Source organism: Lamprobacter modestohalophilus, assembly GCF_016583905.1.
GTDB lineage: Bacteria > Pseudomonadota > Gammaproteobacteria > Chromatiales > Chromatiaceae > Lamprobacter > Lamprobacter modestohalophilus.
Genome location: NZ_NRRY01000004.1, coordinates 52,253 through 66,472 on the forward strand (window position 1 = coordinate 52,253; position 14,220 = coordinate 66,472).

Below are 14,220 nucleotides of genomic sequence, written 5' to 3' on the forward strand. Positions count from 1 at the left end.
TCCCTGCGAGCCATCCGGGCAAGCCATCTCACCGGTGAGTCGTACTCTTAATTCATGCTCTCCCTTTTACGGCGTCTCGCGCCCAACCGACACAGCGCTCGCGACGGCAAGTCCGGGCACTTGCGTTGGCAGGTTCCCGACCTGATCGATTTCGACTACTACGTCGATGAAGACGAACGCTTGCTGCGTGAGCACCCGGCTGAGCGCCGGCGCCTAGCCGAGCGCGATCGCACCATCTACAAAGACCGGATCGAGCCGTTCATCGGCGACGCGGATGCCCATACGCGTCAGCATCGCAACCAGGCCCTGCGCTGGTGGCTCGAACGCCGACGCGCTCAGGAAGAGCCGGAGATTGCCGAATTGCTCCCCGGCCAGGCCTTCGAGCGCGCTCAGCGCTTAGTCGCCACGGCGATGGGCCTGGTCGGCTTGGCGATCGGCATTGGCGCCGCATCAACGCTGCTCCATTACGACGGAGATCATCCCGTCAATGTCTCCTGGTACCTGTTCTGGCTGGTGTTGTTTCAGCTGATCCTGGTCGGCACCACCATCGGGCTTTGGTATGGCCGGCGCTCCAAGCTCATCAAGGGCGCCACGCAGGACATCTCATTCCTCGGCCAGGTGTTGCGTCCGCTGTTCTCGCGCGCTGCGCGCTGGGTGCAAAAACAGCGCCTGACGCATGTGCGACCTGACCTCCGAGAGCGCGCCAAGGCCAAGCGCGGCCTGATGCAAGCCAACTACGCGCTCTACGGCCCGGCGAGCTACTTGCCCGTGCTGGTGCCCGCGCAGGTGTTTGGCATTGGCTTCAACATCGGCGTCATCTTCATGACCATGGCCCTGATCTGGTTCGCGGATCTGGGTTTCGGCTGGGGCTCGGCGATGAACATCCGCGCCGAGACCATCCAGGGCCTGATACGGGTCATCGCCCTGCCCTGGAGCTGGCTGCTCGGCGAAGGGGTGGGCCTACCGACGCTGGATCAGATCGCCGGCACGCGCATCAGCCTGAAAGACCCCCTGTACGTGCTCGATGCTGGGCATCTGCGCTCTTGGCGCTGGTTCTTGGTACTCTCGGTGCTCACCTACGGCCTACTCCCGCGCATCGCCTTGCTCGGACTCTCGGCACTTAAGCAGCGGCGGGCACTGGCCGCCCTGCCCTTCACGCATCAGTCCGCGCAAGCGCCCTATGCGCGGATGATCACGCCAAGCCTCGAGACCAAGATCATCCGTAACGGCGAAGGGCCTGAGATGCCGATCCCGGCCCCACTCAAGCCGCTCAGCAAACCGACTGCTGCACCGCGACCGCCGAAGACCGACGCTCGTGTTGAGCCTAATCTCGAGACCAGATCAGAGCCCAGATCAGAGCCCAGACCTGAACCCAGACCTGAGCCCAGACCTGAGCCCAAATCCGAGCCCAGCGATGAGCCGCGTACCACGACCACGAGTGCGCCATCGGCGGCACCGCACACGAGGTCGGAAACAACCCCTGCGGCGCCATCACATCCGCCCTTGGCACCCGAGCCCCAGCAGTCACCGCCGGCACCACCATCCGCAGCCTCTAAGCCGAAACCTGAGCCGAAGCCTGAGCCGAAATCGACACCGAAGCCTGAGTCGCGCCCGGAACCGCTGCCACGGCCCGGTCCATCGGAGACGAGCAACGGCCCGTCGACGCAACCGCCTAGCGCCCATGCAGCGCTCGAACGCGCCAGCGCGACGCCTGAATCCGAGGCGCCGCCTGTCGATCGGGTCACCGTCGATGCCGATGCCTGTGTGCTGCTCCTGCATATCGATGTCGCCGACCTGCTCGCGGAGCAAGATCATGCGCGGCTACAGCAACTGCTGCGCAGCCAGACCGGTTGGCGTGTGGCCGCCGCGGTGACCTACGGCGGCGGCCGGGCGATGGCGGATCAGACCGTCGAGCTGATCAGCAACGCGATTTGGAGCGCACCGCCGGCTCGGATCGCACTGATCCAAGACGGATCACAACCCCCGATTACCGAAAACCTCCGCTTTTTGCGCAGCGTCCGCGCCGCAGCTGGCGAGCAGGCGCAGGTATTACTGGCGCTGATTGGCGATCCTGACGACGATGAAGATGATCCGCTGCCGCCACTGAGCGATTTCGACTTTGCCGATTGGCAGCGCAAGATCGAGCAGATGGGCGACCCCTATTTGCGGCTGGTCATGCTCGCGCCGCCTGATGATGATGATGAGGCCGCATGATGGAAGCTCAGGTTCCTACACTCGCCATCGTTGGCCATCCGAATGCCGGAAAATCGTCGGTTGTCGCCACGCTGACCGAGAACGATCGCATCGCCATCGACAAGCGCGCCGGCACCACGACGCGCTCTGACGAATATCCGGTCGAGATCGATGGCAAGGCGGTCATGCGCTTCGTTGACACGCCCGGCTTTCAGAATCCGACCGATATCCTCGAGTGGTTTCAACAGCATGCAGACGAGATCGATCTCCCGCGCGCGTTCTTGAATGCCCATACCGATGACCGGCTCTACAGTCACGACTGCGCCTTGATGCGGCCGCTGGCCGATGGCGCTGGCATCATCTTGGTGGTCGACGGCTCGAAGCGAATCAAGGAAAAGGACCGCACCGAGATGGAACTGCTGCGCCTCACCGGGCGTCCGCGCATGGCCATCCTCAACAACCTGACTAGTAACGCCAAGCACATGGCGGCCTGGCAGGACGCGCTCAACAAGTCCTTCAACTCGGTGCGCGAGTTCAACGCGCATCGCGCCACCTACGCTGAGCGCATCGCACTCCTGAACGCCCTCAAGACCATCGACCAACGCTGGGAGCCGATGCTGCACGAGACGGTGCGCGCCTTCGAGCGCGACTGGCAGCGGCGCATTGATCACAGTGTTGACAGCATCCTCGACCTCCTGCGCAAGGCGCTGACCTTCAAAGTGGTCAAGATCGTCAAGGTGAACGAGCTCGGCTCGGACCGAGAGCGCGAGTCGATTCGCCAACGCCTGAACGAGAGCCTGCAGGATGGGCTCCGCACGCTCGAAACGGAGGCCCAGACCGAGATCCGAACGCATTTCAAGCATCACGTCTGGAATGTCGCGCCCGACTCCTTGCTGGTCAAAGATCTGTTTTCAGACGAGGTCGAGCGCCATCTCGGGCTGAACCGACATCAGACGGTCCTTGCGAGCGCCGCCGCCGGTGCTGCCACCGGTGGTGCGATCGATCTGGGTGTCGGCGGCCTCTCGTTCGGTGCCGGCACCCTGATCGGCGCCGGCGTTGGCGGCGTGCTCGGCGTGCTCGGCACCTCGCAGCTGGCCAAGCTCGATATCCAGCGCACACTCGGCGTCGAGCGCTTCACGCTCGGGCCGGTGAGCAACCCCCGCTTCCCGTTTGTCCTGCTCGACCGCAGCATCCTCTACTGCGCGCGCGCAATGAACTGGGCACATGGCCGCCAGGCAGCCGATGAGAGCGCGCCCAACCGCGTTCCAGATCAGGCGCCGAAGAAGCAGCGTGGATTTACCGAGGCCCTCGACGGCGAAGATCATAAGGTCCTGGCCAAATTCTTTGCCGCCGCCCGCAAGGGCAAGCATTCCCCACAGGAGCAGCGCGTTCGCGAGATCCTAGGCAGCATCCTGCACGATCTGTCCACTGACAAGATCGACAGCCGCGCTAGCCTCTAAGGTTCGTCTTTAAGCCATGACCAACCTGCCACTGATCGTTCTGATCCCGTTCATCGGCGCCATGCTGCCGCCCTGGGCTGTGATGACCGGGCGGCCTTGGTCAGCCTGGGTCACTGGCGGCGTCGCCCTCGCGGCCCTTGCGCTGACGATCGTCCCAGGCCTGTCGGTCATGCAGGGCGAGACCCTGATCTGGCAGCAAGACTGGTTCCCGGCGCTGGGGCTCTCACTAGCGTTTCGACTCGATGGCCTGGCGCTGCTGTTCGTGCTGATGATCCTCATCATCGGCCTGCTGGTGATCCTGTACGCGCGCTGGTATCTCGCCGAGCAGGACCCAATGGGCCGCTTCTACGCCTATCTACTGCTGTTCATGGGCTCCATGCTCGGACTGGTCATGTCCGAGAACCTGATCCAACTGCTGATGTTCTGGGAGCTCACGAGCATCAGCTCCTTCCTGCTGATCAGCTATTGGCGCCAGCGTGCGGATGCCCGCCAAGGCGCGCGCATCGCGCTCGCAATCACCGGCGGCGGCGGTCTCGCCTTGCTCGGTGGCATCCTCCTGCTCGGGGAGATCGTCGGTAGCTACGACCTCAGCGCCGTGCTGGCCGCGGGCAAGAGTATCCATGCCGACCCGCTCTATGTGCCGGCGCTGGTGCTGATCCTGCTCGGGGTGTTCACCAAGTCGGCCCAGTTCCCGTTCCATTTCTGGCTGCCGCATGCGATGGCCGCGCCAACTCCGGTCAGCGCCTATCTTCACTCGGCGACCATGGTCAAGGCCGGCGTCTTCCTGCTCGCCCGGCTGTTCCCAGCACTCTCCGGCTCTGAGGCCTGGACCTGGATCGTCGCCCCTGTCGGCATGCTGACGCTGCTGATCGGTGCTTATAACGCCTTTTTCAAACATGACCTCAAGGGCCTGCTGGCCTATTCGACCATCAGCCACCTCGGCCTGATCACCTTGCTGTTCGGCATTGGCACGCCCTTGGCGGCGGTCGCTGGCGTGTTCCACATCATGAACCATGCGACCTTCAAGGCCTCGCTGTTCATGGCCGCCGGCATCATCGATCACGAGGCTGGCACGCGCGATATGCGACGCCTCGCCGGACTCTGGAAGTTCATGCCGCAGACCGGCCTGTTGGCAATGATTGCCGCCGCCGCGATGGCCGGCGTGCCGCTGCTGAATGGATTCTTGTCGAAGGAGATGTTCTTCGAGAAGACCGTCTATATGGCCAGCTTCGCCGAAAGCTTCTGGTTGTTGCCGGTGCTGGCGACGATTGCGGGCGCGCTCGCGGTCGCCTACTCGCTACGCTTCATCCATGACGTCTTCTTCAACGGCACCCCAACTGACCTGCCACGCACCCCGCATGACCCCTCGCGCTGGATGCTGGTGCCGGTCGAGGTGCTGGTAGTGATCTGCATCGCGGTCGGTATCCTACCGAGCCTCACCTTCGGGCCGCTGCTCGGAGTCGCGGTCGGTGCCGTGCTGCAAGGCCCCGCCCCAGACTACAGCCTCAAGGTCTGGCACGGCTTCACGCCAGCGCTCGGCATGAGCATGCTGGCGCTAGCCGGTGGCGCCCTGATCTACGCGATTCGCCAACCGCTGTTCCGCTGGCACGAGACACTGTTCGGCCGCATCGATGCGCGCGCCCTGTTCGAGGGCTTTGAGCGCGCCCTGCTCTGGAGCAGCCGCGCCCTAGATCAGCTGATCCATCGTCGATCATTACAGTTCATGCTGGTCGTGCTGATCAGTGCCGCACTCGTCATGCTGGCGCGCGGTTTCTGGGGCATGCCCATCACGGGCAGCGCCACCCTGCTCCCGATCGACCCGGTCAGCACCAGCGCCGCCATCTGCCTAGCAGCCGGTGCCATCGGCACGGTCGTCTGGCATCGGCAGCGCTGGACCGCGCTGGTGATGCTGAGCGTGGTCGGTCTGATCATCGCGCTGGCCTTCGTCAAGCTCTCAGCGCCGGACCTGGCACTCACCCAGCTCTCAGTCGAGATGGTCACCATCGTGCTGCTCTTGCTGGCGCTGCATTTTCTGCCCAAGCAGACGCCGCGCGAGTCCAGTCTGCCGCGCAAGCTGCGCGACCTGCTGCTGGCCCTGCTTGGCGGCGGCGCCACCGGACTGCTGACCTGGGCAGTGCTGACACGCCCCTACGACAGCATCTCCGGTTGGATGCTCGAGAACAGCGTTCCCGGTGGTGGCGGTACGAATGTGGTGAATGTGATCCTGGTCGACTTCCGCGGCTTCGACACCCTCGGTGAGATCACCGTGCTCGCCATCGCCGCGATCGGCATCTACATGATGCTGCGCGATCTGCGGCTCGACGTCCCGCTCACCGACGACCAGGGCCGGCCCTGGAGCAGCGATGTGAATCCGCTCATTCTCGCCACCTTCTCGCGCTTGCTGTTGCCCTTGGCGCTGATGGTCGCGGTGTTCATCTTCCTGCGCGGCCATAACCTCCCTGGCGGTGGCTTCATCGCCGGGCTGATCATCTCGGTGGCGCTGGTGATGCAATATCTGGCCAATGGCATCGCCTGGACCAAACTGCGCCTCTCTGGCGAGCTGCATCCGCTGATCGGCCTGGGCCTGCTGCTGGCAACCGCCACCGGGCTCGGCAGCTGGTACTTCGGCTATCCGTTCCTGACCTCGACCCATGGCCATCTGCATCTACCCGTCATCGGTGATCTCGAGCTTGCCTCGGTCATGCTGTTCGATCTCGGCGTCATGATGGTAGTCATCGGCATCACCCTGGTGATCCTGATCCGACTCGGCCGCATTGGTCTCGTGCAACGCCGTGTTGCCATCGACGATTCCGACTTAAACCGCTAATGGAAGCACTCATCGCTCTCTCCGTCGGGCTCCTAACGGCCTGTGGTATCTACCTGCTTCTGCGCGGACGGACCTTTCCGGTCGTGCTCGGCATCACCCTGCTGTCTTATGCGGTGAACCTGTTTTTATTCGTGATGGGCCGCCTGAGTATCGGGGTACCAGCGATCCTCGAGCCGAATCGCGCCGACTATGCCGACCCCTTACCCCAGGCGCTGGTGCTGACCGCGATCGTGATCGGCTTTGGCATGACGGCCTTTGTCGTCGTACTCGCACTGCGGGCGCGGGCCGACCTGGGTAACGACCATGTCGATGGACGCGAGCCATGACTGACCTTGGCAACCATGTAGTCATTGCGCCGATCCTGGTGCCGTTGCTGACCGGCACCCTGCTGGTGCTGCTGCGCGGCAGTGCGACGCCGCTGCGCCGCACCATCAGCATGCTCGGCATCCAGCTACTGCTCGCGGCCTCGCTCTGGCTGCTGCTGCAGGTTGCAGACGGCGATCTGCTGGTCTACCAGCTCGGTAGCTGGGCCGCTCCTTATGGCATCGTGCTGGTCGCCGATCGACTCTCCGCGGCGATGGTGATGGTGACCTCGGTGCTCGCGCTGTTCGCGATGATGCACGCGATCCAGGGCAGCGATCGGCGCGGGCGCCAATACCACGTGCTGTTCCAATTCCTGCTGATGGGCCTGAATGGCGCCTTCCTCACCGGCGATCTGTTCAACCTCTTTGTCTTCTTCGAGATCTTGCTGATCGCCTCCTATGGCATGCTGCTGCATGGCGGTGGCGCAGCCCGGAGCAAGGCTGGCCTGCATTACGTGGTCGTCAATCTGGTCGGCTCGAGCCTGTTCCTGTTCGCGGTCGGCACCCTCTACGGCGTGCTCGGCACGCTGAACATGGCCGATCTCGCACTGCGTGTCGCCGCCTTGCCGCCTGAAGAGGTGGGTCTGGTCCGTGCGGCGGCGCTGCTCTTATTCGTGGTGTTCGCACTCAAGGCCGCGCTGGTGCCCCTCCACCTCTGGCTGCCCGGCGCCTATTCGGCCGCGGGTCCGGCCTCAGTGGCCCTGTTCGCGATCATGACCAAGGTCGGCGGCTATTCGATCCTGCGTGTCTATAGCCTGATCTTTGGCGCCGAGGCGGGTCCGCTCGCCAACCTGGTCGAGCCCTGGCTGCTGGTGCTCGGGCTACTGACCATCGTCGTCGGCACCATCGGGGTCTTGGCCAGCCGCAACTTAGCCCTGTTGGTCGCGCATCTGGTGGTGATCTCGAGCGGCAGCATCCTGACTGCGTTTGGCCTTGGCAGCCAGGCAGCACTGAGCGCCGGCCTCTATTACAGTTTCCAATCCGCATTGGTCACCGCTGCCCTGTTCATGCTCACCGAGAATGTCGCCCGTACCCGCGGTGCCTTTGCCGACCAGCTGCGTGCGGGACCGATGCTGCCGGCAGCGAATCTGCTCGGCGGGCTCTTCCTGGTCTTGGCCCTGGCCGTGGCTGGCGTGCCGCCGCTGTCTGGATTCATCGGCAAGGTCTTGATCATCCAGGCCAGCCTGGACACCCCAGCAATCGCCTGGATCATGGCCATCGTGCTCAGCACCAGCCTACTAACGCTGATGGCATTGGCGCGCGCCGGCAGCACCCTGTTTTTCAAGACCGACACCAATGCCGGCGCTGCCACCTTGCCGAATGCGGCGAACCTGGTCCCGGTCGCAGCGGTGGCGGTGATCAGCCTGCTTTACGTGGTCTTCGCCAGTCCGATCTACAGCTATACCGAAGCGGCTGCAGCCCAGCTCCTGAGTCCCGCGGACTACATCGAAGCGGTCCTTGACGGTGAGACGCTCGCTGGCGGTGAGACGCGACTCGACAGCGAGACGACGTCCGACGGCATGCCTCCAGACTCAGGCGGGCATGATTAATCGATGAAAACGTTATTCCCACACCCGATCCTGTCACTCATGCTGCTAGGCCTCTGGCTGCTGCTGGTCAACTCGATCAGCCCCGGTCAGATCCTGCTCGGCACGCTGCTGGCTTGGCTGATCCCGCTCTACACCGCGCGCTTCTGGACGGCTCAGATCCATATCCGGCGACCTCTGTTACTGCTCAAGCTTACCGGCACCGTGCTCGTCGATATCCTGATCGCCAACATTGCGGTTGCGCGCTTGATCGTCGGACCAAGGGCGCGCATCCAGCCCGGCTTTATTCGCATGCCACTGCGCGTGAAGGGGAATGTCAGCGTCAGCCTGTTGGCGAATATCATCACCCTCACACCTGGCACCCTATCAGCCTCACTGAGCCCCGACCGCAGTGAGCTGATCATCCACGCGCTGCAGGGCGAGGACAGCGCGGCGATTATTACTGAAATACGCGAGCGCTATGAGCAACCGCTGCTGGATGCGTTGGAGCAGACCTGAGGCGCTGGCGACCGTTTTTGGAGGTGTGGAATGCGAACGGTGATCAACCATTTCACCCTGTTATCGATGGCGAAATGAAGTCTGGCCACTGCAAGTCTGGCCACTGCAAGTCTGGCCACTGCAAGTCTGGCCACTGATGGAGACAAGGCGATGAACGAGCTGCCCGAGACCGGGCTGATCCTGAACCTGGCGCTAGCAGTGGGCTTCCTGCTGGTGACTGTGGCGGTATTGCTATCGCTCTGGCGCCTGATCATCGGCCCAGATCAGCCAGACCGCATCCTGGCCCTCGACACCCTCTATGTGAACACCGTCGCGCTGCTGGTCCTGCTCGATATCAAGCTCGCCAGCAGTCTCTACTTTGAAGCCGCGCTGCTGATCGCCTTATTCGGCTTCGTCGGTACCGTGGCCTTAGCCAAGTTCTTGACCAGAGGGGACATCATCGAGTGACTACCGAGCTAACAACGCTGCTGGTCGAGATCTTCGTCGCGTTGCTGATCCTGATCGGCGCCGGCTTTACCCTGCTCGGCTCCTTCGGCCTGGTCCGTCTTCGCGATCTCTATGAGCGGCTGCACACCCCAACCAAAGCCACCACCCTTGGCGTCGGTAGCCTGCTGATCGCCTCAGCGGTGTTCTTTACCTGGCGCGAGCCTGGCGTCTCACTGCACGAGGTTCTCGTCGCGGTATTCCTCTTCATCACCGCACCGGTCAGCGCGCACCTCATCGCCAAGGCCGCATTGCATCAGCGCAGCCCAAGCCGTTCTGGCTTGCCACCGGAAAGCCTGCTCGAGAAGCACGATGGTCATGGCGCCAAACCTAGGCCCAACGCCGAGGCCAAACAGAAACCTAGTCAAACCGGCTGACACTGACCATTGACGGCCCAAGCTGTGGCTCGTTCCAACGTAGCAAGCCGTATCTCTTGATGACGGACGTCTCCCGGTCATGCGACGCCTGAATCAGATCTCTGGCGCATCGTAATAGGTCAGGTCCAGCCAGCCCGCCAGATCTCCTCGCTGGGCAAAGTTCCAGGCATTGATCCAGTCGTAGAAGGGCCAGAACTCGCTGCTGTTGCGTAAGATGCCGTAGCGCTGCTTGAATGCGCTCCAGTCCTGCTTGGTTTTCACCGTGCTCAAGGCCGACAAGAAGCCAGGCGCGTCCTTTAGATCCAGATCAACGAACAGGTTCGGAAATCCATTCACCAGGGTCGGATAGACACTCATCGTGTCCTTCTCCGGCATCGACTCGCCATTCTCGAACACCAGCGTGTACTGGGACTTGTAGGCTCGGTTTGCGATCAGCGAATAGATCCGATGCTCGTCACCCTGATTGAGCCGGAGCATGATCACGCTTGGCAGATGCGGCACGAAAGACAGGCCTTCGACAGCGGTTAGCGTCGAGATCGCCGCCTCCCAGTCGCTAAAGCCGGCCATCGATGCGTCAAGCTCGACCTTCGGTTTCTGCTGCGGGTTCAGGGGATCAGGCAGGCCGCTGATCGTTGGGCCGAGACGGCGCTCAAGCTGCTCGATCAGATCCATCAGGGGATCATCGCCACTGACCTCGACCTGAGTCGGCTGATCCTTACCCGCGAAGGGTACCGCAGCCAGACCAATGCGACCGATGCCCTGCGTCCATGTATGCCGCAATGCCTCCCGATCCTCGCTCGGCAGCAATGTCAGAAAGTTGTCCTCGAACGCTTGGCGCAGGAAGTTGAAGAACAGCAGCGTCTCGAGCTTGAGTCCGTCACCCTCCCAGTAGGCAAAGCCGGCGACGGTGTCGTAATACATGCGCTCGAAGCCGGCGAAGCTGATCAACCAGAGCGAGCGCGGCACACCGCCCTGAGCGCCCTTGACCACGGAGACATTGGTCTCGTGACGCAACACCGTCAGCCAGGCATTGCGATCCGTTCCGTCGCCATCCCAAACCGCATCGAGCGACCAGCCCTCCGGAAACAGCTTGTCCTTCGTCTCGGCGAAGGCCTTCAGGTAATCGGCATTGCCGAACACCGAGCGGTCCATGAAGGGCTCCCAGCTATCCAGACCCAGCATCGGCATTTGCACGGAAGGATCGAATTGGGGATCGAGAAAGAAGACCCAGAACTGGTCCTTGACCGCATAGGTCGCTGTTTGGCCATTGCAGACCGGCCCGTAGGTGATGCCGCCGACGATCACTTCGGCGTTTTCGAGCATGAACCGGTAGCGCGATTCGGTCGGGATCGCCGCAAAGACCTCAAGCGCGTTGTCGCTGCCCCAGCCTGGGGTGAGGTCGATCTCATTTCCCCAGCCCTTACCGGTGTCAAGCGCGAACAGCGTGGTCAGATGATCGATCTGATCCAGCGACAGGGTCCAGAGGAAATGATTCTTCTGCACCGGCGGCGCGCTGAGCTTCTCGAGCCGATACCAAAATTGCTCGACGTTCGCGTAGCTGTAGGGATCATCGTAGGGCAGACCGGTGCCAATGATCGAGACCAGCTGCCCGGGCGGTGTCTTCGAGCGCACGAGGCGGAACTGATCGCCAGGGCTTTCTTCCAGCAGGATGGTCGCCAGGAAGACATGCTCGAAGAGATAGCGACTGACCAGCTGCGCCCGCTTATTATCTTGGTTGAAGAAGGCCTCCCAGCGCGCGACGGCTGCCGGCTCCGCGATCTTTTCCGCGGCCTGCTTCTGGGCATCGCTCGGACCTGGCGAGCCGGCAGCGACCCAGTCTTTCAGGGTCGTGAACTGGGGTTCGGTCAAGGCCGGCAGTCCAAACGGCATGCCGATCGCCGGATGTTTTTTGAGCTCCGCCTTGAGCGCCGCAGGCGTGGGTGCGCAGGTCGCGTTGAAGCGATCTGGGCGCAGACCGTCGAGCGCATCGCGCGCGAACCCGTGGTCGTTGTGGCGCATGCCGGCCTCGACCATCAAATAGAGTAGCGACTGATCGAGGTTCTCCGCCGCTGCACCCTGGTCAGCGATGATCGGGAAAAAGCCGATGTTGCGCCAGGCTTTCACCGAATCGGCCGCGTCCATGTCTGTGCGAGGATAGCTGCCGATGTGATTCGAGTAGGCGTTCAGGCCGAATCCACCGCGCTGCAGGCCCCGGAATGAGTCCAGCTTGACATTGCAGGGTGAGCCCAGGCAGCCATGGCAGGCGATGCAGCGGCTGTTGAACAGCGGCTGCACGTCATCGACGTAGTCGGGCGTGTTGCCGGCGTCCGAGGATCGCTCCGGCTGCGCCGGATCTGCCACCGATGTTAACTGGTCAGCGTCATCCGCATCAGCGGCGAGTGCCGCAGACCATGCAAGCACCGACAGCAACGCCAAGGCGGCGACGCCATGCCAGCGGATGAGCGATAGAGTCATTCGAAGAGACCTCGACGCAGGTAACCACTTGGGGCGGTTAGATTAACATGCTGCATCGGCTGCCGAGACCGTGGCTCCTGTGGTTGGAGCGCGCGGACAGGCCATAAAAAAGGCCCGGCAAAGGGATTGCCGGGCCGAACTGTCTCTTGGGAGAGAGACGAGGAGGACACTGAGCTGGCGGCTCGTCAGGTGGGAGCCGGCCAGGCTGAACCTAAAACCAATTAGTGCATGAACAAGCCGCCGTTTACGGGCAGATTGGCGCCGGTGACATAGCCATTGGCCTCGTCTAGGAGGAAGGCGACCGCGCTCGCAATCTCATCTGGTCGCCCCATGCGGCGCATCGGCACACTGGCGACGATGGCCTCGCGCACATCGTCACGCATGGCCAAGGTCATCGCGGTCTCGACATAGCCCGGCGAGATCGTGTTCACGGTGATGCCCTTAGCGGCGCCTTCTTGCGCTAGCGTCATGGTGATGCCGTGCATGCCGGCCTTAGCGGCGGCATAGTTGGCCTGGCCGAATTGCCCACGCTGGCCGTTCACTGAGGAGATGTTGACCACACGCCCAAAACCGGCCTCGAGCATGTCTTCCCAGACCTGACGGGTGACGTTGAAGACGCTGTTCAGATTGACGTCGATCACGGCGCGCCACTGCGCCTCTTCCATCTTCTTGAAGGTCTTGTCGCGGGTGATGCCGGCGCAGTTGATCAGCGCTGCGACGGGGCCTTGGTCGGCCTTGATCGCGGCAATCATCCGCCCGCAATCCTCGAAGTCAGAGACATCGCCGGCGATGGTGTCGACCGTAAGACCTTCGCCAGCCAGATCATTACGCCAGGCAACGGCGGCCTCTTGCTCCGACGGGTGATGGTTGGCAACCACGCGCCAGCCATCCTGTGCCAGACGCCGGCAGATCGCTGTACCAATGCCGCCGATGCCGCCGGTGACCAACGCCACGCGGCCAGCGGGCTGCTGGGCAGCCACTGTGTTTGAGTCAGTCATATCAATCAATTCCCCGTCTGCTGCGCGCCACGACCGGACCTCAGCGGTGAGTCGCGAGCCCGCAGGCTCGCTCATCAGCAGAGGTCCAATCTCGCCGATCGCTGTTCAGGCCTTGGCTGCGGCCTCGACCAGACTGCCACCCTTGCGCATCTCGGCAACGGTGGTCTCGTACCAACCCCGATACTCATCACGAGCCTCGGTCGCGAGCTCCAGGTTGGTCTTGGACTCCGCCATCATCTGCTCGCTGGCCTCCTTGGTCATGTCGACCTGGGCCTTGTACAGATCGCTGTAGCCGCGGGCCTCGGTGGCGACGCGCATCAGCTTGGTGCCCTGCTCCATCCAACGGCCGAACAGGTCCATCTGGCGGGTCGCCATGCGCTCGGCCAGCTTCATGTTCAGCTCGCCCAGGGCGGTCATGCGCTCGACACTGTTGTTGGTCAGCTCGTTCAGGGTCTTCATGTTGTCGTTGAGGTTCATGGTGGTGCTCCGATTTGTGCAGTGCAGCAATTGTTGCAGTGCACAATAGTCGCCACTCGAAACGCTGTCAAGACTCCTGAGCAGAAAAATGCTGCAGCGCAGCATTCGGCACCTGTGAGCACAAACACCCCTACCAGCGGTCTTGATCAGGCTCGCGGCGAACAGGCTCCACCCAGGCTGAGTGATCGCCTATCGTCGTCTTCAGCATGCTTTGCCAGTGCTTTGCCAGACATCGGCATCCAGTCGGAAATGAGTTGATGAACGCTGCCTTGGCAAGGGCTTGCACAAGCAAGCAGGCTGCATCAATCAGATTGCATCAATGGGTTGCATAGACAATTGCAATGATCCGCACATAAGAATCCTCAAGGCGTCCTGAGTCTTCGATGGTGCCTAATCGGCGCCCACGCTGAGCAGGCACTTTAAGCCGCGCCAGCAGCACTGCATCGCACTGCTGCGTCGGCACCTGCCGTCCGCGCTCAAGATCACACCTAAGCGCTGCCCCGGCAGCCGGACAACACTGAGG

General features: G+C 62.6%; 11 protein-coding genes. 8 read left to right on the forward strand and 3 right to left on the reverse strand.

What is annotated here, in order from left to right; genetic code table 11:
* The first annotated feature begins 54 nt into the window (after positions 1–54).
* The 8 genes from CKO42_RS04130 (at position 55) to CKO42_RS04165 (ending at position 9,747) form a co-directional block, all read left to right on the forward strand.
* Complete coding sequence (locus tag CKO42_RS04130) at positions 55–2,214, forward strand: DUF2868 domain-containing protein (RefSeq protein WP_200239668.1); 2,160 nt, start codon at positions 55–57, stop codon at positions 2,212–2,214.
* Positions 2,214–3,653 (forward strand): GTPase/DUF3482 domain-containing protein, encoded by a 1,440-nt coding sequence (locus tag CKO42_RS04135; RefSeq protein WP_200239670.1) that lies wholly within the window; start codon positions 2,214–2,216, stop codon positions 3,651–3,653. The genes CKO42_RS04130 and CKO42_RS04135 overlap by 1 nt, the downstream gene beginning before the upstream one ends.
* 16 nt (positions 3,654–3,669) lie before the next feature.
* Positions 3,670–6,480: a monovalent cation/H+ antiporter subunit A gene (locus CKO42_RS04140; RefSeq protein ID WP_200239672.1), complete on the forward strand. Its 2,811-nt coding sequence runs from the start codon at positions 3,670–3,672 to the stop codon at positions 6,478–6,480.
* Positions 6,480–6,806, forward strand: a complete 327-nt coding sequence (locus CKO42_RS04145) for a Na+/H+ antiporter subunit C (RefSeq protein ID WP_200239674.1) — start codon at positions 6,480–6,482, stop codon at positions 6,804–6,806. Before CKO42_RS04140 ends, CKO42_RS04145 begins: the two co-directional genes overlap by 1 nt.
* Positions 6,803–8,392, forward strand: coding sequence for a monovalent cation/H+ antiporter subunit D (locus tag CKO42_RS04150; protein WP_200239677.1), 1,590 nt, complete (start codon positions 6,803–6,805; stop codon positions 8,390–8,392). The genes CKO42_RS04145 and CKO42_RS04150 overlap by 4 nt, the downstream gene beginning before the upstream one ends.
* A 3-nt stretch (positions 8,393–8,395) precedes the next feature.
* Positions 8,396–8,887: a Na+/H+ antiporter subunit E gene (locus CKO42_RS04155; RefSeq protein WP_200239679.1), complete on the forward strand. Its 492-nt coding sequence runs from the start codon at positions 8,396–8,398 to the stop codon at positions 8,885–8,887.
* A 150-nt stretch (positions 8,888–9,037) separates the two neighbouring features.
* Positions 9,038–9,334: a K+/H+ antiporter subunit F gene (locus tag CKO42_RS04160; protein WP_207148649.1), complete on the forward strand. Its 297-nt coding sequence runs from the start codon at positions 9,038–9,040 to the stop codon at positions 9,332–9,334.
* Positions 9,331–9,747 carry a Na+/H+ antiporter subunit G gene (locus tag CKO42_RS04165; protein WP_338034845.1) on the forward strand — a complete coding sequence of 139 codons (417 nt, stop codon included), beginning with the start codon at positions 9,331–9,333 and terminating at the stop codon, positions 9,745–9,747. The genes CKO42_RS04160 and CKO42_RS04165 overlap by 4 nt, the downstream gene beginning before the upstream one ends.
* A gap of 93 nt (positions 9,748–9,840) precedes the next feature.
* On the opposite strand, the gene CKO42_RS04170 is transcribed toward CKO42_RS04165, so the two are convergent.
* The 3 genes from CKO42_RS04170 to CKO42_RS04180 all read right to left on the reverse strand — a co-directional run bounded on the left by CKO42_RS04170 (position 9,841) and on the right by CKO42_RS04180 (position 13,697).
* Positions 9,841–12,222: a fatty acid cis/trans isomerase gene (locus tag CKO42_RS04170; protein ID WP_200239682.1), complete on the reverse strand. Its 2,382-nt coding sequence runs from the start codon at positions 12,220–12,222 to the stop codon at positions 9,841–9,843.
* Positions 12,223–12,443: 221 nt separating this feature from the next.
* A complete protein-coding gene (gene phbB / locus CKO42_RS04175) occupies positions 12,444–13,220 on the reverse strand; it encodes an acetoacetyl-CoA reductase (protein ID WP_200239685.1) in 777 nt (258 codons plus the stop codon).
* A gap of 105 nt (positions 13,221–13,325) precedes the next feature.
* The gene (locus CKO42_RS04180; protein WP_200239688.1) at positions 13,326–13,697 is read right to left on the reverse strand and encodes a phasin family protein; all 372 of its coding nucleotides are present in this window, start codon (positions 13,695–13,697) and stop codon (positions 13,326–13,328) included.
* Positions 13,698–14,220 lie beyond the last annotated feature (523 nt).

Excerpts from the sequence above, each read along its gene's own strand:
- CKO42_RS04130 (WP_200239668.1), top strand. The coding sequence starts at position 55 with ATGCTCTCCCTTTTACGGCGTCTCGCGCCCAACCGACACAGCGCTCGC.
- CKO42_RS04135 (WP_200239670.1), top strand. The coding sequence starts at position 2,214 with ATGGAAGCTCAGGTTCCTACACTCGCCATCGTTGGCCATCCGAATGCC.
- CKO42_RS04140 (WP_200239672.1), top strand. The coding sequence starts at position 3,670 with ATGACCAACCTGCCACTGATCGTTCTGATCCCGTTCATCGGCGCCATG.
- CKO42_RS04145 (WP_200239674.1), top strand. The coding sequence starts at position 6,480 with ATGGAAGCACTCATCGCTCTCTCCGTCGGGCTCCTAACGGCCTGTGGT.
- CKO42_RS04150 (WP_200239677.1), top strand. The coding sequence starts at position 6,803 with ATGACTGACCTTGGCAACCATGTAGTCATTGCGCCGATCCTGGTGCCG.
- CKO42_RS04155 (WP_200239679.1), top strand. The coding sequence starts at position 8,396 with ATGAAAACGTTATTCCCACACCCGATCCTGTCACTCATGCTGCTAGGC.
- CKO42_RS04160 (WP_207148649.1), top strand. The coding sequence starts at position 9,038 with ATGAACGAGCTGCCCGAGACCGGGCTGATCCTGAACCTGGCGCTAGCA.
- CKO42_RS04170 (WP_200239682.1), bottom strand. The coding sequence starts at position 12,222 with ATGACTCTATCGCTCATCCGCTGGCATGGCGTCGCCGCCTTGGCGTTG.
- phbB (WP_200239685.1), bottom strand. The coding sequence starts at position 13,220 with ATGACTGACTCAAACACAGTGGCTGCCCAGCAGCCCGCTGGCCGCGTG.
- CKO42_RS04180 (WP_200239688.1), bottom strand. The coding sequence starts at position 13,697 with ATGAACCTCAACGACAACATGAAGACCCTGAACGAGCTGACCAACAAC.